Source organism: Sanguibacter sp. Leaf3, from assembly GCF_001425965.1.
In the GTDB taxonomy this organism is placed as follows: Bacteria; Actinomycetota; Actinomycetes; order Actinomycetales; family Cellulomonadaceae; genus Sanguibacter; species Sanguibacter inulinus.
The window spans coordinates 479,040-500,859 of record NZ_LMRH01000001.1 but is presented as its reverse complement, the minus strand read 5'-3'; the positions used below and the strand labels follow the sequence as shown (position 1 = coordinate 500,859).

The window sequence follows — 21,820 nt, the reverse complement described above, 5'->3', positions numbered from 1 at the left end:
AGGGCCCTCAGACCCGGCGCGCGACCTCCACGAGCAGCGGCAGGTGGTCGCTCCCCCGCAGCGCCGCAGGCGTGCGCAGGACCCTCGACGAGATCACCTCGAAGCCGTCCCCGACGAGCACCCCGTCGATCCGCCGACGCGGCTTGGGCGCCGCGAAGGTGAGGCCGGGCGCCTCGGGCACGGCGTCGTGCAGCAGCGTGCCGAGGGCCTGCCACGCCGGTCCCCCCGGTTCTTCGTTGAGGTCCCCGGCGACCACGCACCGTGCCGCCCCAGCACGCTCGACGAGTCGCGCGACCTCGGCGCAGTGGTCCAGGCGCTCGCGGGCGTCGAGCCCGAGGTGGACCGAGACCACGACGACGTCGCCGAGGTCGACGAGAGCGCTCCCCCGCCGGGTCGGCCACGCCCGCAGGTCGCGCCGGCGCCACCACCGCCAGCTGAGCGGTCGGCCGCGGCGACGGACGACAGCACCCTCGTGCCGGCGGGCCACGAGGAGCGCCGTCGTGTAGGCACCGAAGGGGCTGCCTCCGGGGATCACGCAGACGGTCCCCGTCGCCGCAGCAAGGGCTCGCATCCGGCGCCGCCCGCCGGTCAGGTAGCGGCAGGGCTCCTGGATCGCGACGACGTCGGGGTCGCTCTCGCGGATGACGTCACGGACGGCGGTCGCGTCCATCTGCAGGCTCTTGATGTTGTAGCTGAGGATCCGCAGCTGCGGGCCGCTCGGTCCGCCTGACGGCGGGCGCTGGTCGTCGAGGTGGTCCATTCGGTCATGCTCGCCCCGCGCACCCGCTGCCGCAACCGCCGCGACCGCATGACCGCCGACCAGGCGGCCAGGCGGTCGTGCGGCCAGGTGGTCGTGCTGGCGTGCGGTCGTGCTGGCGTGCGGTCGAGGCTGCTGGCCGGCCGACCTGCGCCGACCGCAGCCGGTCACCGGTCGGTCAGCGGCTGACCACCGCCGGCTCAGCGGTCCTGAGGTCGTCGCGCAGCACCCGCGGGTTCTTCGGTGAGCGACGCCGCGTCCACGCGTGCGGCCCGCAGGCGGCTCGCGACGATCGCCCCGAAGGCGATCAGCGCGGCCACGACCGCGATCCCGATGCGGAGCGTGTGGTTCGCGTCGGCCGGGACGCTCATCGCGACCACCGCGGGCGCGACGAGCACGGCGACCAGGTTCATCACCTTGATGAGCGGGTTGATCGCCGGGCCGGCGGTGTCCTTGAAGGGGTCGCCGACGGTGTCGCCGATGACCACGGCCTCGTGGGCGGGCGAGCCCTTGCCGCCGTAGGCGCCGTCTTCGATGATCTTCTTCGCGTTGTCCCACGCACCCCCCGAGTTGGCGAGGAACACGGCCATGAGCACCCCGGCGCCGATCGCCCCCGCGAGGAACCCGGCGAGCGGACCGACCCCCAGCCCGAAGCCGACGGCGATCGGCGCGAAGGCCGCGAGCAGACCAGGGGTCGCGAGCTCGCGCAGCGAGTCGCGGGTGCAGATGTCGACCACCCGGCCGTAGTCGGGACGCTCCTCGTAGGTCATGATCCCCGGGTGCTCGCGGAACTGGCGCCGGACCTCGAAGACGATCGCCCCGGCCGCCCGGGTCACGGCGTCGATGGCCAGCCCGGAGAAGAGGAAGACGGTTGCCGCCCCGAGGATCACCCCGACGAGGGTGACGGGCGAGATGATCGAGAAGCTGAGCATCGACGTGACGATCCCCGTGCTCGCGGCGTCGGTGACGTCGCGCAGCGCGGACTGGACGGCGTCGGCGTAGGAGCCGAAGAGCGCCGTCGCGGCGAGCACGGCCGTCGCGATCGCGATGCCCTTGGTGATCGCCTTGGTGGTGTTGCCGACGGCGTCGAGGTCGGTGAGCACCTGGGCGCCCTCCTCGTCGACGTCGCCCGACATCTCGGCGATCCCCTGGGCGTTGTCCGAGACCGGCCCGAAGGTGTCCATCGCGACGATGACACCGACCGTGGTGAGCAGCCCGCAGCCGGCGAGGGCCACGAGGAACAGCGAGAGCCAGACCGAGCCGCCCGCGAGCAGGAAGACCCCGCAGATCGCCGCGGCGATGATCCCCGCGGTGTAGACGGCGGACTCGAAGCCGACGCCGATCCCGGAGAGGATGACCGTCGCGGCCCCGGTCCTGGAGGTCGCCGCGACATGCAGCGTGGGCTTGGAGGTCGTCCCGGTGAAGTACCCCGTGACCCAGAGGATGATGCCGGCGAGCACCACCCCGACGAGCACGGCGAGGCTCGCGACGACCCGCGGGTCGCTCGTGACGTCGGAGAGGTCGGCGGTCCCGGGCGACTCGGCGAAGGTCGCGGGCAGGTAGGCGAAGGCCGCGACCGCAGCGAGCACAGCACCCAGCAGCGCGGAGACGTAGAAGCCACGGTAGATGGCGCGCAGCCCGCTCTCCGTCCCGCGCACCCGGGTGGTCGCGATGCCGAGGAGCGCGACGAAGGCCCCAGCCGCGGTGACGATGAGCGGGAAGACGAGCCCCTGCTCGCCGAGGGTCGCCTTGCCGAGGATCAGCGCGGCCACGAGCATCACGGCGTAGGACTCGAAGAGGTCCGCGGCCATGCCTGCGCAGTCGCCGACGTTGTCCCCCACGTTGTCGGCGATGGTCGCGGCGTTGCGCGGGTCGTCCTCGGGGATGCCCTGCTCGACCTTGCCGACGAGGTCCGCGCCGACGTCGGCGGCCTTGGTGAAGATGCCACCACCGACGCGCATGAACATGGCGAGCAGCGCCGCTCCGAAGCCGAAGCCCTCGAGGACCGACGGCGCGTCGCCGCGGTAGAGCAGCACGACCCCGGAGGCACCGAGCAGCCCCAGGCCGACGACGGACAGGCCGACCACTCCCCCGGTGCGGAAGGCGATCCGGGCCCCTTCGGTCCGGGCTCCAGGGTGCATCGCGGCCGCGGCGACGCGGAGGTTCGCCCGGGTCGCGAGCCACATGCCGAGGTACCCGATCGCGGCCGAGAAGCCGGCCCCGACGACGAAGGCGACCGAGCGGCCCACCCGGATGCTCGCGTCGCCCGGCAGCACGAAGAGCAGCCCGAAGACCACGACGACGAAGAGCGCGAGGGTCCGGAACTGCCGGCTGAGGTACGCCGAGGCCCCCTCCTGGACCGCGAGCGCGATCTCCTTCATGCTGTCTGTGCCCTCGGGGGCGGCGAGCACCTGGCGCCGGAGCACGACGGCGACGACGAGGGAGAGCGCCCCGATCACCGCGATCGCGCCGACGATGACAAGACTGGTGGTTCCGAGCTCGAGCATCCGTCCTCCTTGACGACTGCACCGCACACGACGTCCGTCGCGTGTGACGCCGATCACACTCGGTCGGCGTAGCGGGCAGTCTACGCAGGCCGGACGGGGTACGCAGGGGGACGCGCCCCAACGTTCTGCGGGCACGGTGCGTTGTGGAGGGGTGAGGGCACCGACGACTGTCGGCGCCGGGCAGCAGGGACAGCAGGGGGACCGATGACCGACGAGCACGAGCTGAGCAGGATGGTGCGCGAGCGCATCGGCGCGCTCACCGGCTACGCCTACCTCCTGTGCGGCAACGTCAAGGAAGCCGAAGACCTGGTCCAGGACGCCTTCGTCAAGGTGTTCAGCCGTCGTCGCGCGCCCGAGGCCGCGACCTCGGAGTCCTACGTGCGCCGCGCGATCCTCACCCTGTACCTCGACCAGTACAGGCGACGGCGACGGTGGTCCGGCATCAAGCACCTGGTGGGGGTCGCCGACCGCCAGGAGAGTGCTGAGCTGGCCACGAGCGCCCAGCTCGACGTGGCCGTGGCCCTCGACGCTCTCACCCCCCGACAGCGCGCCTGCGTCGTGCTGCGGTACTACGACGACCTCACGGTCCCGCAGGTGGCGCAGTCTCTCGGGTGCGCTCCGGGGACTGTCAAGCGGCACCTGTCCGACGCGCACCAGGCCCTCCGGGCGATCCTCGGCGAGGACGTCGAGCTCCCGGACGACTCTCCGGTCACGCTCGGTGCGTCCCCGGCTGTCGAGCCGGGCTCCGTGGAGCCCGACCAGACCGACGGCGGCTCCGCGGACGGCGGTGGCGACCCGTCCGGTCGCTACGACCTGCCCGGCGCCGGAGACCACTCACGCTTCGCGCCGCCCACCACCTCCGCACCGGAGATCGACCGCGCTCCTGCGCACCAGACCAGCCCGACGACAAGGACACGACAGTGAACCGCACCCTGCGCGACGACCTCGGATCCCTGGCCTCTCTCGGCGCCTCGAGGGTCGACCGCGACGCGGCGACCGAGCAGGTCCTCGCGACCGTCAGGCAGCGCAGGCGCCGCAGGCCCGTGCTGGTCGCCGGCGCGACGGCGGCCTGCCTCGCCGTCACCGCGACGGGCGCCCTCGCCGCACTCCAGCTCTTCCGTGACGACGACGCGCCTGTCGTCGCCCTCCCGGACGACCCGCGCGGCCAGAGCATCAGGACGCTGTGCGGGCAGCCCGCACCCGACTACCTCGAGGCCACGGCGTCCCCGTCGATCATGTACTCCTTCACCGCGAACCGTCCCGCCGCGGTCGGCGACCTCGACGGTGAGGACATCACCTCTGGTCCGCTCGACGACCGGCCGTTCTCGACGACCGAGCCTCTGCCGACCCTCTACGTCAACGTCCGTGCCGACGAGGTGGAGCGCACGGTCGTCGGCCCGACAGGCTTCGTGCTGGTCAAGGACGGCGTGGTCGTCGCGACCCCTCCGGCGAGCCCGACGACGTGGTCGAGGATGCAGACCTCGCTCGACGCGGACAGCGTCGCGGTGCTGTCGAGCTGGGGCGTCGAGGCCTGCGGTCAGGTCTCCCAGCCGGGTGCGTACGAGCCCGGGACCTACACCGTCTACGGCATCACCCGCGTCGAAGACCCTGACGCGCCCAGTCCTGCCACCTGGCCCGAGATCGGCGACCCAGGCCTCGTCGTCGGACCAGCGCTGAGCATGACGCTCGCAGAGACAGACGACGGTGGTGTCGTGAGGTACTTCGGCGACGCAGCCGGGACCATGTCCGTGGGCGACCTCGCCGGGGCTGGCTCTACCGAAGGCTCGGTCGAGAGCCTCGGGTCCGGCCTCGACGAGTCGTCCGCGTCGCTCGACTGGCCCGCCGACGTCACGCCTGCGGTCCAGGCCGGGACCGCGACAGCCCAGAGCGTCGTCTGGTTCGCGCCGATCGCCGGATTCGGGGCCCGGAGCCAGACCGACAGGATGGACGCCGCTGTCGTCCAGGAGGCTGCCTGGACGACCCTCGAGCACATCGGCTACGCCCCTGGAGAGCACGTCCTCCCACTCACCTGCCAGCCCGAGGCCGCGGGCACCCTCGCCGGGGTGTCGCCGACAGACGACCTGCAGCTCACCCTCGGGTACGCCGTGGCCTTCGAGACTCCCGAGGACGCCGCACGGTTCGTCGACCTCTTCACCGAGGCCTTCGGCTACACGCCGGTCCAGGTGGACGGCGAGGCTGCCTGCCGCTGACCCAGCAGCGCGGGCGGCAGGACCTGCTCGTGGTCCCCGCTCAACGTTTCTCACCCCCCGCGCGTCATGATGTGTGACGGCCCGAGATACCGGGCCGCGTGGGGGAGAGAGAGACGACATGCCTGACTGGCACGACGAGCTGAGCACCTTGGTGCACGAGCGGCACAAGGCGCTCGTCGGCTACGCGTACCTGCTGACCGGCAGGACGAAGGACGCCGAAGACCTGGTGCAGGACGCCCTGGTCAAGACCTACACACGCAAGAGCACACCGGAGGCTGGGGGTGCCGAGGCCTACGTGCGCCGCGCGATCCTCACGATCTACCTGGACGGGTACAGGCGCCGACAGCGGTGGTCGGGGATCCGCCACCTGGTCGGGCGCTCGGAGCAGTCCTCCGGTCACGCCGGGGCGGTGGACGACCACGTCGACGTCTCGTCGGCGCTCGACGCGCTCACGGCCAGGCAGCGGTCCGCGGTCGTCCTGCGCTACTACGAAGACCTCACCGTGCCGCAGATCGCCGAGCAGATGGGGTGCTCCGCAGGGACCGTCAAGCGTCATCTCTTCGACGCCCACGCCGTCCTCAAGGGCCACCTCGGAGAGCTGGCACCGCTCGAGGCCGACGAGACCGTGGACAGGTTCCGCCCTCCGTCCGCCGCCGAGACGCTGAAGTCGCCGCCACGTCCGTCGGCGAGCCCACCGCCCGAACCCGCACCGCCGTCGACCGCCCCGTCCTCCACGACTCCCGGGAGCCCTTCATGAGCCACGACCTGCGTCGCTCGCTCGCCGACCTGGCACAGGCCGGGAGCGCACGGACGACCCCACCAGCCGACGTCGTCGCGAGGACGACCGCCGACGTCGAGCACCTCCGCCGCCGGCGGCCCGTGATCATCGCGTCGGTCACGGCCATCTCGGTGCTGGCCGCCGGAGCCGCAGCGGCAGCTGTCTACACGTCGACACGCGACGACGCCTCGACCTTCCCCGACCGCCCACCGGTGACGATCACCGCCGACCCGTCGCCGTCGAGCACACCGGACGAGACACCGGCGCCACCGGAGACGTCTGCACCGACCGAACCACCTGCCGAGGACCCTGCCCCTGTCGAGAGCGAGGCACCGGCAGCTCCGTCGGCCCTCGCGCCGCTCGACCCGGCAGCCGTGTTCCCGCAGTGCGGTGCCGCGCCGGTCTCGACCACGGGTGCGCCAGTCCGCCTGCAGGCCTTCGACCAGCAGTCACCGAGCCCCTCGGACGGGACCGTCACGGGTCTCGAGGTGCAGGCTCTCAACCAGAGCGTCATGCAGCTGCAGGCCGAGGCGACCGATCCCACGCTCGTGCTCGTGCAGGACGGTCGCGTCGTCGGTAGCGCAGCCCCGTCGGGCCGGACGAGCGTCGTCGAGCCGCTGACAGGCTCGGTCGCCAGCTTCACGGCGGACCTCCCCTCCACGCCCTGCCTGACGGGCCCCGAGGTCCCGACGAACCTGCCGAGCGGGTACTACGAGGTGTGGGCCCAGCAGTCCTGGACGGTGCTCGAGCAGACCCTCGAGCCCCAGGAGTACCTGCGCGGACCCGTCACCGACGTCCCAGGGACCTTCACCACGAGCGACCTCGTCGGTGGTCTGTGGCTGGATGCTGACGGCGTCCCGTCACCGGCCCCGCAGCGCCCCGAGGGCTGGCCGGCCGAGGTCGAGTGGACCAACGCCTTCCCGACCGGGGTGACCATCGTGTGGTTCGCCCTCGGGAGCACCCCGCAGGAGCTCCTCGACGCGACCCGCACCGTCGACGCCCTCGGGTACAGCGGCCAGCCGATCTCCGTCGGGCACTGCCCTGCCGACCCGTCCGCTGCCCTGGGTCTGAGCCCGTCGACGCTCGGCGTCGGTGTGGTCTTCGCGGACCGGGCGAGCGCCGAGTCCTTCGTCGCCCTGTCGGGTGCTCAGGTCCTCGGGATCGTCGAGACAGAGCCCACCTGCCCCGGCGGCTGACAGGTCCAGACGCCGACAGCCCCGCCCCCACCCTGGGGCGGGGCTGTCGGCGTCTGGCGGGTGGCGGGTGCCGCGCGCTCGGCAGGGGCGAGATCACAGGCCCTGGTGGCAGCCCGCGGTGGCACCCCAGAAACTCACCCCCACTGTTCTGCCGACCCCGAGCGTCATGATGTGTGACAGCGACACCAGGACAGGGGACGAGATGGACGACTGGGAGCACGACATGGGAGAGCTGGTGCGCACGAGGCACCGAGCACTCCTCGGGTACGCGTACCTGCTGAGCGGGAACGTCCGCGACGCCGAAGACCTCGTGCAGGACGCGCTGGTGAAGGTCTTCTCCCGGAAGTCGGCGCCGCAGCCCCACGCTGCAGAGGCCTACGTGCGGCGGGCGGTCTACACGATCTACCTCGACGGGTACCGCCGCCGGACGCGCTGGTCCCGGGTCAGGCACCTCACCGCGAGCGCCGACCGCCAGGAGAGCGCAGCGCCTGCGACAGGTGACCAGGTCGACGTGGCTGCCGCCCTGCAGCGGCTCTCGCCGCGTCAGCGGGCCTGCGTGGTGCTGCGGTACTACGACGACCTCACGGTGCCGCAGATCGCCGACGAGCTCGGCATCGCCGAGGGCACAGCCCGCCGGCACGTCGCCGACGCGCACGCGGCGTTGCGCGGTCTGCTGGCCGACCTCGCACCGGTCCCGGCAGGCGGTGGGCGTGCGGGCGGCGGGCGTGCAGGCGGCGCGGTGGGCGACGAACGGTTCGCCCCCTCGCCCCCGGGGACCTCGCCAGGCACACCGAGCACGTCTGGCGCCTCTGATGCGCCCGACAATGGCGCACCACCCACCTGGACCGACCACCCGACCGACGACGAGCCGAGGAGCCACCGGTGAACGACGACCTGCGTACCACCTTCACCCGCGCTGCGGACGACGCCGTCGACGGAGCCATGCCCGCTGAGCAGATCCGCCGGGCGGCTGCCGAGCGCATCCGCGCGAAGCGTCGCCGCCGACCGTTCTTCGTCGTCGGTTCTGCAGTCGCCGGGCTGACCCTCGTCGGCACAGGCGCCTTCGCCGCCGTGCAGCTGCTCGGGGACGACAGCGCTCCGCTGCCTGACGTGATCGGCTCTCCGCAGCCTGGCTCGGCCCCGAGCGAGACGACCGCACCCGCCGAGCCGACCTCGGAGCCCGCCGAGACAGAGGCACCCGTCGAGCCCGCGGCTCCGACGGAGCCAGAGCCGTCCCAGCCCGCTGCCCTGCCGCAGGCAGACCCGACCGCCGTGTTCCCGGCGTGCGGTGCCGTTGTCGCTCCTCCGTCGGGCAGCCCGGACCTCGACTTCAGCCCGACCTGGATCGAAGGAGCCGCAGGCGACAGCATCACCGCGAGCTTCTGGAACAGCTCGGGAGACGAGCTCGCCGGGGTCGTCTCGACGCACCTCACCGCCGTCGCGGTCAAGGACGGCGTGGTCGTCGGGTGGACCGAGCAGGCACCGCCTGCGACGACGACGCCTTTCGACCTGGACAACGGTTTTCCGTCGAAGGTGTCCACGACCGGCACGCTCGCGCGCACGCTGTGCACGGACGGCAGGACCCCGCTCCCTGCGGGGCGGTACTCGATCTGGGTCTCCCAGACGGCCACGGTGACCGAACGCATCCCCTACGACGAGTCGTTCAACCCCGGCGCCCCGATCACCACCCCGGAAGACATGATCATCTCGCGCGACGTGGCGTCCCTGTGGGTCGACGAGCAGGGACAGTCGGTGCCGAACCCTGGCGTCGCGGCGGGGTGGCCCGCGCAGATGTCTCAGGACCAGGCGTTCTTGGGAGACACGCGCCCCGACGAGACGATCGTGTGGCTCGCTGGGAGCGACCGCGAGTACCTCATGGACGTGGACCCTGCCCTGTACAGGCCGGCGAACCAGGTGCTCGACCTCGGGTACCTCGAGCCCGAGGTGCCGTTCCGGTGCCAGCCTGGGGCTGACGCCGAGCTCGGCATCGGTGGGGCCGGAGGCGGTGGGTCTTCGGGCTCGGGCATCGGCGTCATCTTCGAGACCCGCGAGCAGGGCGAAGCCTTCGCCGCACTGTGGGAGCCGCTCCACGGACCTGTCCTCGGGGTGGTCACGATGACTGTCGGCTGCGACTTCAGCTGACCGAGCCCACCTGAGCACAACCCCCGAGGTCGCCCTCATCCCCTGAGGTCGCCCGCATCCCCCGAGGTCGTCCTTACTGCGTCGAGGTCGTACGGACACGCCAAGATCGCAGTGGTCAGCCCGCGGAACGGCGTGTCTGTACGACCTCGTGCGCGCAGGGACGACCTCGTCCGACCGTCCGCCTCGCGGGCGGACGGTCGGACGGTCTGCCGGGCGGTCGGGGTAGCGCTGGGTCGGACTGGTTCAGGCGGGTCCGACTGGGTCGGGTTGCGCGGATCGGGTGGTCCAGACAGGGTCAGGCGCGTGCGGCCGCGGCCGCGGCCTCGCGGAGCTGCTTGCGGCTCGGCGGGGCCTCGGCCGCACGACCTGGCGCGGCCGGGTCGAGGAACCCCTCGCGGGCGACCTCGCCGACCACGATGACCCCTGTCGACGTGAGACCAGCCGTGTGGCAGGCGCTCGCGAGCTCGGCGAGCGGGGCGCGGACCACCTGCTCCCCCGGCAGGGTCGCCCGGACCACCACAGCCGCAGGTCTGCTCGGCGCGGCACCGCCCGCGAGGGCCTCGGCCACGATCCGCTCGATGCCCGCGAGCCCCATGAGCATGACGACGGTGACCCCCGGCGTCGCGAGCGCCGCGAGGTCGAGGTCGGTCAGCCTGCCGTGGCCGTTGACCACGTGCACCCTGTCGGCGGTCCCGCGGTGCGTCACCGGGATGCCCGCGACCTCGGCCGCCGCGACAGCCGACGTGATCCCTGGCACCACCTGGACCGGGACGCCCGCAGCCCTGCAGGCGAGGACCTCTTCACCGCCGCGACCGAAGAGGAAGGCGTCTCCGCCCTTGAGCCTGACCACGCGCAGCCCTGCCTGCGCCCGGTCCACGAGGATCTGGTTGATGCCCTGCTGCGGGACCTGGTGGATGCCCGGGCTCTTGCCGACGTGCACCACCTCGACGTGGTCGGCGAGCTCGGTCAGCACAGCCGTCGGCCCGAGGCGGTCGGCCACGACCACGTCGGCCTGCGCGAGGAGCGTGCGCGCCCTGACCGTCATGAGGTCGGGGTCGCCCGTCCCACCGCCGACGAGCGCGACGGTGCCTGGTCGCAGGACGGGGCCGCCCAGGAGGGAGGCGTACGGCTCGGCTGTCGGGGCGGCACCCGACGTCGAGGTCACCACGGTCGCTGCGGCAGCCGCCGGGTCGGGCACGCCAGCGGCCGCCGCGGCCCAGCCGTCGAGACCCTCGGTGCTCAGGGCACCTCCAGGACCACCCGGTAGACAAGCCACCCCTCGACGCCCAGCCGCGCCTCGACGCGCAGCGCCGACGTCGACCTGCCCGCCGCGCACCAGCGCGACCAGGCTGTCCCGCACGGCGACGACCCGCCGAGGGTCGGCCGTACCCGTCGAGGTCACGGCGAGCACCATGCCGGCGACCGCGGCCGTGGCCGGGGTGCGCGCGGAACCGACCGAGACGTCGGAGGAGACGACGCAGAACACCCTGTCGGCGTCGGCGCGCGCGGCGAGCATCGCGTCGGCTGCGGCGTCACCGGTGCAGGCGTGGACCAGCCAGCAGCCGTCGACGTCTGCAGGCTCCACGGTCCGCTCGGCGAGCGAGACGCGGCCCGTCGCGGAGAGCGTCCGCAGCTCGTCGCCCGTCTCGGGTGCGACCACGAGGACGTCGGCTCCGCCGTCGAGCATGGCGGCGACGCGTCGGGTCGCGACAGGTCCGCCGCCCGCGACCAGGACCCGGCGACCGCGCAGGTCGAGCCCGAGCATCGTCGGTGGGACGGGTGCCGACGCAGCCGAGGCCTCGTCGGCCGGACCAGGGACGCTGCTCGGCAGCGCGGGCCCGGTCACCGCACGACCGCCGGTCCGACGAAGACGTCGCCGCCGTCGACCCGCACGGGGAAGGTCGCGAGGTCCTGCGGCTCCTTGCCACCGGCGTCGAGGCACTCACCCGTGCGCAGCGACCACACCTGCTTGAACATCGGCGAGGAGAGCACAGTGACGTCGCCGACGGACCCGACGAGACCGCGGCACAGGACGTTCGCGCCGGAGAAGGGGTCGTGCTGCTGCACGGCCAGGACGCTGTCGTCCTCGAGCCTGAACAGCGCGACCTGCACACCGTCGACGAGGGCAGCCGCCCCACGCTCGGGGACGAGGTCGGTCAGCGAGCACACCCGCGTCCAGCGATCAGTCGTGGCGTTCACCGTCGTACCTCCAGCGTGCGAGCGATCACGGGGTTGGGGTCGGCGACCTCTCCGGCCCGAGCAGGCCGGACCTGACCGCGCTCGGACGTGTACGAGAGGTCGGGGTCGTGCTGGTCGGGGGCATTGACGAAGGACACGAAGCGGCTGAGCTTCTCCGGGTCCGCGAGGGTCTCGGCCCACTCGTCACGGTAGCTCTCGACGTGGTGGGCCATGAAGGCCTCGAGCTCCGCGCCGATACCGAGGATGTCGTCGACGACCACACGCCGCAGCTCCGCGATCCCACCCGGGTAGTCCGCGACCCACGGCGCCGTGCGCTGGAGCCTGTCCGCGCTGCGGACGTAGAGGGCGAGGAACCTGTCGATCACCTGGATGAGGCGCTCGTCGTCGAGGTCTTCGGCGAGCAGGTCGGCGTGGCGCGGCGTGAAGCCGCCGTTGCCGCCGACGTAGACGTTCCAGCCCTTCTCGGTCGCGATGATGCCCACGTCCTTGGCCCGGGCCTCCGCGCACTCGCGGGCGCAGCCGGAGACTCCCATCTTGAACTTGTGCGGCGCTCGCAGCCCTCGGTAGCGCATCTCGATCTGGACCCCCATGCCGACGGAGTCCTTGACCCCGAAGCGGCACCAGGCCTGCCCGACGCAGGACTTCACGTTGCGCAGCGCCTTGCCGTAGGCCTGACCGGACTCGAAGCCGGCGTCGACCAGGCGGGTCCAGATCGCGGGGAGCTGGTCGATCCGCGCCCCGAACATCCCGATGCGCTGGGCACCGGTGATGCGCGTGTAGAGGCCGAACTCCTGCGCGACCTCGCCGATCACCAGGAGCTTCTCCGGGGTGATCTCGCCCCCGGGGACGCGCGGGACGACCGAGTAGGTGCCGTCCTTCTGCATGTTCGCCATGACGTGGTCGTTGGTGTCCTGGAGGGCTGCCTGCTCGGGCTCGAGCACGTGGCCGGGGCCGAGGGAGGACAAGATCGAGGCGACGACAGGCTTGCAGACCGAGCAGCCGCGCCCGGTCCCGTGGGCCCCGACGATCTCGGAGAAGGTCCGCAGCCCCTCGCGGCGCACGAGGTCGTAGAGCTCGGCGCGGGCCATCGAGAAGTGCTCGCACATCGCGCGGGACACCTCGATGCCGGACTTCTCGAGGGTCGTGTTGACGATCTTGGTGAGCAGCGGGACGCAGGACCCGCAGACCGTCCCGGCCTTGGTGCAGGCCTTGACCTCACCGACGCTCGTGCACCCGTGCTCGGTCACGGCCCCGCGGACCGTGCCCGCCGTGACGTTCGCGCAGGAGCAGACGACCACGTCGTCGGGCAGCTCGAGGGACGGCACGCCGGCGCCGCCCTCGGGGGCGAGGAAGGCCGACGGGTCGGCGCCGAGCGGGCGGCCGAGCATCGGGCGCAGCGACGGGTAGAGCGCGACGTCGCCGACGAAGACCCCACCCAGCAAGACCTTCGCGTCGTCAGAGACGACGAGCTTCTTGTACGTCTTCGCGACGGGGTCGGCGAAGGTCACCTCGAGGGCACCAGGGGTGAGGGCGAAGACGTCGCCGAAGCTCGCGGCCTCGACTCCGACGCCCTTGAGACGCGTGCCCTCGGGGAAGGTCTCGTAGGTCGCGGTCCCGCCGAGCAGCTGGTCGACGACCACCTCGGCCATCTTGTTGCCCGGTGCCACGAGGCCCGTGCACTCGCCCTCGTAGGAGGCGCACTCACCGATCGCCCACACGGAGGGGTCGGAGGTGCGGCACGTCGGGCCGACGACGACGCCGCCGCGCTCGCCGACCGCGAGGCCGGCCTCGCGGGCCACCCTGTCGCGGGGGCGGACGCCCGTCGAGAAGACGACGACGTCGGCGGGGACGCTCGACCCGTCGGAGAGCTCCATGGTCGCGACGGCTCCGTCGCCGGCTGCGCCCAGGCGCGTCGCGCCCGTCGAGGTCCGGACGTCGAAGCCGAGGTCGGTCACCAGGACGCGGAGCGCCTCGCCACCGCCCGGGTCGAGCTGGACGCTCATCAGCCTGTCGGAGAACTCCACGACAGTCGCGCTCGTGCCGAGGGTCTGCAGGGCGGCGGCGGCCTCGAGGCCGAGGACTCCCCCACCGACGACGGCCCCCGCGAGCGGCCGGCCGAGCTTTTCTGAGCGCAGCCGGACCCACTCGTCGAGGGCGACCACGTCGGCCATCGTCCTGTAGGTGAAGACTCCCGGCAGGTCCGTGCCGTCGGTGCGCGGGGTCCAGGCCCACGAGCCCGTGGCGAGCACGAGGTCGTCGTAGGCCTCGACGCGGCCGGAGCGGGTCGTGACGGTCTGCCCCGCGAGGTCGAGGTCGGCGACGGCGTCACCCGTGACGAGGGTGACCCGCGGGTCCGACCAGGGTCCGGCGTCGAGCACGAGGTCGTCCGGGGTGCGCCCTGCGAAGAACTCGGAGAGGTGCACGCGGTCGTAGGGGGCGTGGGGCTCGTCGCCGATGACGGTGAGGGTCCAGTCGCCCTCGGGCGAGCGCTGGCACAGGTGCTCGGCGAACCGGTGGGCGACCATGCCGCCGCCGACCACGACGATGCGGCCGTGAGGAAGGGAGCTCATGTGATCTTCTCTTCAAGATGGGGGCCGGGCGGGTACGCCGGTGCCACTATCGTCCGACGACTTCACGAGGCCCTCCGGGGTCCTAGGACCCAGTCCGACAGGCGGGACGCGGTCCGCCAAACGGACTCACCGCCTCGCTGGAGGGCAGTGAGGTCTTGTGATCCAGGGCCTAGGTCACGTGTGCTCCGGGCTCTGGGCTGGGAGGCTCGAGAGATGGAGAAGCTCTCGCTCACAGCCAAGGCCCGCACCACCCTCGACGAGGCCCGGATGTCCTCGAACGGACGCAGCGCGCACACCGTCTACGGGGGGCACGAGCAGACGCTGCGGCAGACGATCATCGCCCTGACAGCCGGTGAAGGTCTCGCCGAGCACGACAGCCCCGGGGAGGCGACGCTGCAGGTGCTCGAGGGACGGGTCCGCCTCGTCTGCGGTGACCACACGTGGCACGGGGCGCCGGGTGCGCTGCTGGTGATCCCCGACGCCCGGCACTCCCTCGAGGCAGACGAAGACTCGGTCGTGCTGCTGACGGTCGCCAAGCGCGGCTGACCGCTGCGGCGAGGTCGCGGGCCTGGGGCTCGACCTCGGCGGAGAGCTGCAACCTCGCCGGACGGCACCCCGTCGCTAGGGTCGGGGGATGACGAGAACCTTCGCCTCACGCGTCGACGACGACATCGAGCTGGTGCTGCTCGACCACCACCACACCGACGCGATCCACGCGCTGGTGCTCTCGAGCCTCGACCACCTCCGTCCGTGGGAGGAGATCGCCCGGCCCGGCCTCACCCGCGAGGAGACCCTCGAGTACGTCACCGCCGGCCAGCGCTCGTGGGCCGAAGGACGCGCGCTCCCGAGCGCGGTCGTCTACCGCGGAGAGATCGCCGGAGTGGTCGGCGCCCGGATCACCCGTGAGGTCGACAAAGCACAGATCGGCTACTGGCTGGGCTCTGCGTACCAGGGGCTCGGGATCATGGCGCGCTCGGTGCGCGCCGTCGTCCAGACGCTCTTCGACGACGAGGGGATGCACCGCGTCGAGCTGCGCACGGCGGCGGACAACCAGCGCAGCAGGGCGCTCGCCGAGAGGCTCGGCTTCACCCTCGAGGGCACGCTCCGTGAGGCGTACCCGATCGACGGGGTCCGCCACGACCTGTGCATCTACGGCCTGCTCCGCAACGACCGCTGACGAGACCGATGCACCTGACCCTTGCTGCAGGTTCACGCGATCGGTGCATGTCTGGCTGGCGAGGCTCTGATCGACAGACCAAGGCATACCGCTCGTTCTCGTGCCTGGCCTGGCTGACGGATGGCGGCTACTTCTTCTTGCTTCTCTTCTGCACAGGAGGGACGTTCAACGATGGCACGGCGCGAAGCATGAACTTGTCGAAGTCGGGCACGGTGAAAGCAGCGTAGCCGTGCTCCGGCGTGTACAAGAGGCCCATGTCAATCAGCTCGGCTCGGGTCGGGCCCAGCTGGGTGGACTCCCGACCCATCACCCTTGCGACGTCCGATGCCTTCTGGGCATCAGGGCCGAGCTCGGCCATCGCGCGCATGTAGGCCGTCTGCAATGGTGTGGCCCTGTCCAGGCGTACCCGGAAGAAGGAGCTGTCGAGCTTCGTCTCATAGACCTCACGGGCCTGCTCGACATCTTCGCGCGTCAGGGTGGGGCCTTCTGCAATCTCCCAGACCTGATAGCCGAGCTCCTGGATGAAATAGGGGTAGCCCTTCGTGATGGACCTCGCGAGGTCTAGTGCACCCCGGTCGAACACGACCCCTTCGGTCTGGGCTGGTTCGAGGAGCGCCTGTTCTGCCTCCGATTCGCTCAACGAGTCGATCTTGGGGAACTTGAAGAGGCGCTCCGCGTAGGATTTGGCATCACCAGCCAGCTCAGCGATCTGAGGAAGCCCCGCGCCCACGAACGTCAGCGGCAGCTTCTTCTGCACAGTCTTGTGCACGCCCTGGATCAGAGCTTCCAGCTGGACAGCCGAGAGGAACTGCACCTCGTCGATGAGCAGCGCTACCCCCCGCTGCCTCTCTCTGGCGGCTTCCCCGACCGCCACGAAGACGTCCGTGAGATCCATGGCCAGATTCCCGTGGTCGGCCAGACCTTCGGCCGCTTCGACGTCCCACGACAGCGACCAGGTGCCCTGCTGGTCGACCGTCGCGGCGAACGATGTGACGACTTGCGCGGCACGCCGCCCGATGTCGGACCAGCGGGCCCGGGGAGAGAGCCGGAGCAGAGCCCCCTTGAGGAGCGAGGCGATCGTCTGCCGGAAGTGCACGTCGCTGTGCTTGGAAGCTTCAATCTCCAGCACTTCCCAATGAGCCGCGCGGGCCATCTCGCCGAACTCGTTGAGGAGAACGGTCTTGCCGACGCCCCTCAGCCCCGTCATGATCATGGACTGCTCGGTGCGCCCCCTCTGGAGTCGCTGCAGAAGCATGTCGAAGGCACGCTTGTGCTCGTCCCTCCCCACGATGATCTCAGGCGAGGCACCCGCGTTGGGCGTGTAGGGGTTACGGATGCTGTCCATGGACCGACCTTAGTAGGTTTACCAAGCTTTATGAAGATCTCATAAGATCTTGTAAGACCTGAAAAACTGACTGGTCCCCGGTGGACCAGGTGGTCCACCGGGTGCGGTCAGCTCGCAGGGCCGCCCGCGACCGCGACCAGGAACCCAGGCGCGCGGAGCCCCTCGGACTCGAAGGCTGCGGCGATCTCGCCGGCGACCTGCTCGGCGTCCTCGACGCGGACCAGGGCGATCGCGGAGCCGCCGAAGCCACCGCCGATCATCCGTCCGCCGAGAGCACCGGCCTGCACCGCGGCGTCGACCGCGACGTCGAGCTCGTGGCAGCTGACCTCGTAGTCGTCGCGCAGGGAGGCGTGGGCCGCAGACAGCACGGCACCGACCTCGGACGTCCGTCCGGAGTCGAGCAGGGACACGACCTCGCCGACACGGGCGATCTCGGTGACCACGTGCTTCACGCGTCGCGCGGTCACCTCGGGGTCCTGCCCAGAGGCGTCGAGCGCACCGGGGGCCGCGAGCGTCGCGAGGGCCGCGTCGAGGTCGGTGACCTCGCGCAGCGTCTCGACGCCGAGGACGGCCGCGGCCGCCTCGCAGGTGTCCCGGCGCGCGGCGTACTGACCGTCGACGAGCGCGTGCGGAGCACGCGTGTCGACGACGAGCAGCGCGAGCCCGTCGGAGGCGAGGTCGAAGGGGATCTGGCGGACCTCGAGGCTGCGGCAGTCGAGCAGCAGCGCGTGCCCCTCCTGCGAGCGGAGCGCAGCGGCCTGGTCCATGCCACCCGTCGGTGCACCGGCGATCTCGTTCTCCGCGCGGATGCACGCCGCGACGAGGTGCTGGCGGCCTGCGTCGTCAGCCCCGTGCCCGAGGCCGAAGAGCGCGTCGAGACCGATCGCGACCGAACCCTCGAGGGCAGCCGACGACGACAACCCCGCGCCGTAGGGCACGCAGGACGTGATCGCCACGTCGAAGCCGCCGAGCGTCGCGCCGGCCTGCTCGAGAGCCCACGCGACACCCACGACGTACGCGACCCACCCGGTGACGGCGCCGGGGGCGACGGTGTCGAGGTCGACCGTGACGACGGTGCCGGCCTCCTGCGCCGAGACGAGGCGGACCGTGCGGTCTGCGCGGCGCGTGATGGCCGCGTAGGTGCGGTGCGGCAGCGCGAAGGGCAGCACGAGACCGCCGTTGTAGTCGGTGTGCTCACCGATGAGGTTCCCGCGGCCCGGAGCCGACCACACGCCGTCGGGCTCTGCGTCGAAGACCTCGGTGAAGAGGGCACGCGCCTGCGCGCTGCCGTCCTCGACGTCCCAGGCGTCGAGCCAGTCCACGTCGATGCTCGTCATGACGCCACCTGCACGAGACGGTCGGCGATGCGCTCAGGAGTCGTGTCGGAGATCCACGCGCCACCGCCGGACTCGGAGCCGGCGAGGTACTTGAGCTTTCCGGGGGCGCGCAGGATCGAGAAGATCTGCAGGTGCAGGCGCAGGTCGTCGCGGCCCTCGCGGACCGGGGCCTGGTGCCAGGCGGAGATGTACGGGGCCTTGGTCGGCGTGCCGTCCTCGGCCGCCGGGAAGAACCTGTCCATGCGCCCGAGCAGCTCGAGGTACACGGTCGCGAGGTCTTCGCGCTCGGCGTCGGTCAGAGCCGGCAGGTCGGCGACGTCGCGGCGCGGCGCGAGGTGGATCTCGATGGGCCAGCGGGCGGCCATCGGCACGTACGCGACCCAGTGCTCGGACTCGAGCACGATGCGACGGCCCGAGCGCAGCTCGGCGGCGAGGACGTCGGCGAGCAGGTTGCGGCCGGTCTTCTCGCGGTGCGCGCGCGCCTGGCGCAGCATCGTCTCGGTCTTGGGCATGAGGTACGGGTAGGCGTAGATCTGCCCGTGCGGGTGGTGGAGCGTCACGCCGATCTCCTGGCCGCGGTTCTCGAAGCAGAAGACCTGCTCGACGCCGTCAACCTTGCCGAGCTCGGTCGTGCGGTCGGCCCACGCCTCGATGATGGTGCGCATGCGACGAGGGCTCACCTGGGCGAGGGACTTCGTCGAGTCGGGCGAGAAGCAGATGACCTCGCAGCGGCCGACGGCCGGGCGCTGCTGCCACAGGTCCTCGCCGTCGACGTGGGTGATCTCGTCGACGGTCCCGGGGACGCGCATGAGCGAGGAGAAACGGTTCTCGAAGACGACGACGTCGTAGTCCTCGGCCGGGATCTCACCGTCGGAGTACGCGGCACCCGGCTTGGCGGGGGCGAGCGGGTTCGCGTCGGCGGGGGGCAGGTGGGTGCGGTTCATGCGGTGCGCGGCGTGCGGGATCCACTCGCCTGTCAGCACGTCGTAGCGCATCGTCGGACCGGTGACGGGCTGGACGGTCTCGACGCCGTCGGCACCGATCGTCACGACGGGCTCGTAGCGCCCGGGCAGCGGGCGCGGGTCGTCGAGACGGCGCGTCTGCTCCCCCGAGACGTAGGGCTCGGAGTCGTCGAAGTAGAAGAGGTCGCGGCCGTCGGCGAGGGTCGTCGCCGTGCGGCGCACGAGAGGTGCGGAGGAGTCCGTGGTCATGATGGCCTCTGGTTCGGGTGGTGCGGGGTGGGTGGTCGAACGGGTGGAGCAGGTCTCTCGGTGGCCGGTCAGACGGCCTCGACGTGCAGGAGCACCAGGTGCTCCGGGTTCTGGGTCGGCCCCTGGACACCGACGCGGTCGAGCGTGCGGCCCGAGAGCTGGACGCCCTCGTCCCACCACGCGAGGCGGGCGGCACCGGAGCGCGTTCCCATAGCGTCAGCAGGGTCGATCGGCGTGACGCGGTACTGGCGCGCCGGGTCGAGGCCGGGCAGGCGGACGCGGCCGGGGTACTCGTCGGCCCCCGACCCGAGCTGCACGACGGCGAAGATCGCCTCGTCCTGCTCGGTCGAGACCACGCCGTGCACCCAGGTGGTGGGCTGCGGGTGGTCGGCGCGGACGACGGTCCCGGTGTGCAGCAGACCGCGGTGCTGCTTGTGCAGGGCGATCCAGCGGGCCAGCTGTGCCTTGTCCTCGGCGGAGGCCGACGTGAGGTCCCACTCGATGCCGAGGTGGCTGAAGAACGCCGTCCCCGCCCGGAAGCTCAGGTCGTGGCGGCGGCCCGTGGTGTGGCAGTGCGGCGAGCCGATGTGCGAGCCCATGAGCTCCGGCGGCACCAGCAGACCGGTCCCGGCCTCGATGCTCTGCCGCTCGAGGGCGTCGATGCAGTCGGAGGCCCACACGCGGTCCGTGCGCTCGAGGATGCCGAGGTCGACGCGACCGCCGCCGCTCGAGCAGCTCTCGATCTCGAGCCCGGGGTGCCTGCGGCGCAGCTCGTCCATGAGCCTGTAGACGGCGAGCGTCTGCTCGTGCACACCGGCCTGGCCCGTCGTGGTGTGCCCGGCCTCGACGACGTCGCGGTTGAAGTCCCACTTGACGTAGTCGACGCCGTACTCGGAGATGATGGCGTCGACTCGCTCGAGGACGTAGTCGTAGGCGCCCGGGTGCCCCAGGTCGAGGACCTGCTGCCAGCGGGCCTCGAGGGGCAGACGGTCGACGGGCCGCAAGATCCACTCCGGGTGCGCCCGCGCGAGGTCGGAGTCGGGGTTGACCATCTCGGGCTCGAACCACAGGCCGAACTGCATGCCCAGACCGTGCACGTGGTCGACGAGCGGTCCGAGCCCGTCGGGCCACACACCCTCGTCGACGAACCAGTCGCCCAGACCCGCCTTGTCGTCGCGGCGGTGCCGGAACCAGCCGTCGTCGAGGACGTAGCGCTCGACGCCGATCGCCGCAGCCTCGTCGGCGAGGGCCTTGAGCTTGTCGAGGCGGTGGTCGAAGTACACGGCCTCCCACACGTTGATGAGCACCGGGCGCTCGGGGCGTCCGTTCGCGACCGAGGGGTGCTGCGGGCGGGCGCGCAGGTCGGTGTGGAACCGGCCGGAGACCTCGTCGAGGCCGTCGCCGTAGGAGGCATGGACCCACGGAGACGAGTACGTCTCGCCGGCCGCCAGGATGATCTCGCCCGGGAGCAGCAGCTCGCCGGCCGCGAGCTGGCGGGCTCCGTTCATCACCTTCTCGGCGACGACGCGCGAGTTGCCCGACCACGCGACGTGCACCGCCCACACCTCGCCCGAGCGGTAGCCGAAGCCCGTGCGCCCTGCCGCGACGAGGAACGACGCGTCGAGGCCGCGGGCCTTGCGGACCTCGCGGACGTGCGTGCCGTAGGTGAAAGGCTTGCGCTGCGCCGAGCGCTCGCGGATCCAGCGCCCGGTGAAGTCGAGGATCTCGTCGGCCTCGGTCGGGACGGGGAGCGAGACGTCGAGCGAGGACAGGGTGTAGGGCGCGCGGTCTGGCGCCGCGGTGCTGGTGACCGAGGAGCGGGTGCGGACGACGCCCGCGGCGGTGAGCTCGATCTCGAGGGTGAGCGTGAGGGCGGCGGCGGGGTCTTCGGCCTGGACCGTCACGCGCTGCGAGCCTGGACGCTCCCCCGCGCCGAGGGTGATCCCCTCGGGCCCGGTGGTGCGCAGGGCCGTCGTGAAGTCGGCTCCGGCGCGGTGGCCGGTGATGCCCGGGGTCCCTAGCCAGCCTGCGGAGGCCTCAGGGACGACGGTCAGGGCTGCGGGCTGGTCGAAGCTCGAGCCGGCGACCTGCGGGACGCTCGCGCGGCGCAGCTCGACGAGCTCGGCCTGGGAGACGTCCCCGAGGTCGGCGCCCCAGTGCAGGACGCGCGGGAGGAGGTCACCGGAGACGTCGAGGACGAGGCTGACCCCGGCCGCGCGCAGGTGCAGGAGGTCGGGTGCTGCAGTCGTCACAGGGGTGACTCCTTCGTCAGGGCGTCGTCGCGGGGTGCTGCTGGGGTGCTGCTGCTGGTTACGGCGGTGTCGGCATCCGCCGAGCGTCGTCGGCTGCTGACGCCCGTCTGCATTATTTCTACGTCAAAACTTAAAGGAC

17 protein-coding genes are annotated in these 21,820 nt (G+C 71.8%); 8 read left to right on the top strand and 9 right to left on the bottom strand.

The genetic code is table 11. The features are described from left to right. Window positions 1–7: 7 nt before the first annotated feature. Together ASG53_RS02160 and ASG53_RS02150 are read right to left on the bottom strand one after the other, a co-directional pair. The gene (locus ASG53_RS02160; protein ID WP_056127857.1) at window positions 8–760 is read right to left on the bottom strand and encodes an endonuclease/exonuclease/phosphatase family protein; all 753 of its coding nucleotides are present in this window, start codon (window positions 758–760) and stop codon (window positions 8–10) included. A 197-nt stretch (window positions 761–957) separates the two neighbouring features. After that, window positions 958–3,264 carry a sodium-translocating pyrophosphatase gene (locus ASG53_RS02150; protein ID WP_056127851.1) on the bottom strand — a complete coding sequence of 769 codons (2,307 nt, stop codon included), beginning with the start codon at window positions 3,262–3,264 and terminating at the stop codon, window positions 958–960. Between the two features lie 204 nt (window positions 3,265–3,468). On the opposite strand from ASG53_RS02150, the gene ASG53_RS02145 reads away from it, so the two are divergent. The 6 genes from ASG53_RS02145 (at window position 3,469) to ASG53_RS02120 (ending at window position 9,590) form a co-directional block, all read left to right on the top strand. Next, complete coding sequence (locus ASG53_RS02145; RefSeq protein WP_056127849.1) at window positions 3,469–4,188, top strand: RNA polymerase sigma factor; 720 nt, start codon at window positions 3,469–3,471, stop codon at window positions 4,186–4,188. Continuing rightward, window positions 4,185–5,474 carry a hypothetical protein gene (locus tag ASG53_RS02140; RefSeq protein WP_056127846.1) on the top strand — a complete coding sequence of 430 codons (1,290 nt, stop codon included), beginning with the start codon at window positions 4,185–4,187 and terminating at the stop codon, window positions 5,472–5,474. Before ASG53_RS02145 ends, ASG53_RS02140 begins: the two co-directional genes overlap by 4 nt. A gap of 118 nt (window positions 5,475–5,592) precedes the next feature. Then, window positions 5,593–6,231, top strand: coding sequence for a SigE family RNA polymerase sigma factor (locus ASG53_RS02135; RefSeq protein WP_056127842.1), 639 nt, complete (start codon window positions 5,593–5,595; stop codon window positions 6,229–6,231). Next, window positions 6,228–7,448, top strand: a complete 1,221-nt coding sequence (locus tag ASG53_RS02130; RefSeq protein WP_056127839.1) for a hypothetical protein — start codon at window positions 6,228–6,230, stop codon at window positions 7,446–7,448. The genes ASG53_RS02135 and ASG53_RS02130 overlap by 4 nt, the downstream gene beginning before the upstream one ends. A gap of 202 nt (window positions 7,449–7,650) precedes the next feature. Continuing rightward, the gene (locus tag ASG53_RS02125) at window positions 7,651–8,334 is read left to right on the top strand and encodes an RNA polymerase sigma factor (protein WP_056127836.1); all 684 of its coding nucleotides are present in this window, start codon (window positions 7,651–7,653) and stop codon (window positions 8,332–8,334) included. Next, complete coding sequence (locus ASG53_RS02120) at window positions 8,331–9,590, top strand: hypothetical protein (RefSeq protein WP_056127833.1); 1,260 nt, start codon at window positions 8,331–8,333, stop codon at window positions 9,588–9,590. Before ASG53_RS02125 ends, ASG53_RS02120 begins: the two co-directional genes overlap by 4 nt. 295 nt (window positions 9,591–9,885) lie before the next feature. On the opposite strand, the gene cobA is transcribed toward ASG53_RS02120, so the two are convergent. The 3 genes from cobA to nirB are packed head-to-tail and all read right to left on the bottom strand — an operon-like array spanning window position 9,886 to window position 14,359. Further along, a complete protein-coding gene (gene cobA / locus ASG53_RS02115; RefSeq protein ID WP_056127830.1) occupies window positions 9,886–11,436 on the bottom strand; it encodes a uroporphyrinogen-III C-methyltransferase in 1,551 nt (516 codons plus the stop codon). Then, window positions 11,433–11,789, bottom strand: coding sequence for a nitrite reductase small subunit NirD (nirD, locus tag ASG53_RS02110; RefSeq protein ID WP_056127826.1), 357 nt, complete (start codon window positions 11,787–11,789; stop codon window positions 11,433–11,435). The genes cobA and nirD overlap by 4 nt, the downstream gene beginning before the upstream one ends. Continuing rightward, window positions 11,786–14,359, bottom strand: a complete 2,574-nt coding sequence (nirB, locus tag ASG53_RS02105; RefSeq protein WP_056127821.1) for a nitrite reductase large subunit NirB — start codon at window positions 14,357–14,359, stop codon at window positions 11,786–11,788. The genes nirD and nirB overlap by 4 nt, the downstream gene beginning before the upstream one ends. A 213-nt stretch (window positions 14,360–14,572) precedes the next feature. Here nirB and ASG53_RS02100 point away from each other — a divergent pair, with 213 nt between their 5' ends. Both ASG53_RS02100 and ASG53_RS02095 read left to right on the top strand, forming a co-directional pair. Beyond that, window positions 14,573–14,905, top strand: coding sequence for a cupin domain-containing protein (locus ASG53_RS02100; protein ID WP_056127819.1), 333 nt, complete (start codon window positions 14,573–14,575; stop codon window positions 14,903–14,905). Window positions 14,906–14,993: 88 nt separating this feature from the next. Continuing rightward, window positions 14,994–15,536, top strand: a complete 543-nt coding sequence (locus ASG53_RS02095) for a GNAT family N-acetyltransferase (protein ID WP_056127817.1) — start codon at window positions 14,994–14,996, stop codon at window positions 15,534–15,536. A 127-nt stretch (window positions 15,537–15,663) separates the two neighbouring features. Here the strand turns inward: ASG53_RS02095 and ASG53_RS02090 are convergent, their stop codons facing one another. The 4 genes from ASG53_RS02090 to ASG53_RS02075 all read right to left on the bottom strand — a co-directional run bounded on the left by ASG53_RS02090 (window position 15,664) and on the right by ASG53_RS02075 (window position 21,681). After that, a complete protein-coding gene (locus ASG53_RS02090) occupies window positions 15,664–16,881 on the bottom strand; it encodes an ATP-binding protein (protein WP_056127813.1) in 1,218 nt (405 codons plus the stop codon). A gap of 107 nt (window positions 16,882–16,988) precedes the next feature. Further along, complete coding sequence (gene galK, locus ASG53_RS02085; protein ID WP_056127811.1) at window positions 16,989–18,218, bottom strand: galactokinase; 1,230 nt, start codon at window positions 18,216–18,218, stop codon at window positions 16,989–16,991. Continuing rightward, a complete protein-coding gene (galT, locus tag ASG53_RS02080) occupies window positions 18,215–19,429 on the bottom strand; it encodes a galactose-1-phosphate uridylyltransferase (protein ID WP_056127807.1) in 1,215 nt (404 codons plus the stop codon). The genes galK and galT overlap by 4 nt, the downstream gene beginning before the upstream one ends. A gap of 68 nt (window positions 19,430–19,497) precedes the next feature. Beyond that, window positions 19,498–21,681 carry an alpha-galactosidase gene (locus ASG53_RS02075; protein WP_056127804.1) on the bottom strand — a complete coding sequence of 728 codons (2,184 nt, stop codon included), beginning with the start codon at window positions 21,679–21,681 and terminating at the stop codon, window positions 19,498–19,500. Window positions 21,682–21,820 lie beyond the last annotated feature (139 nt).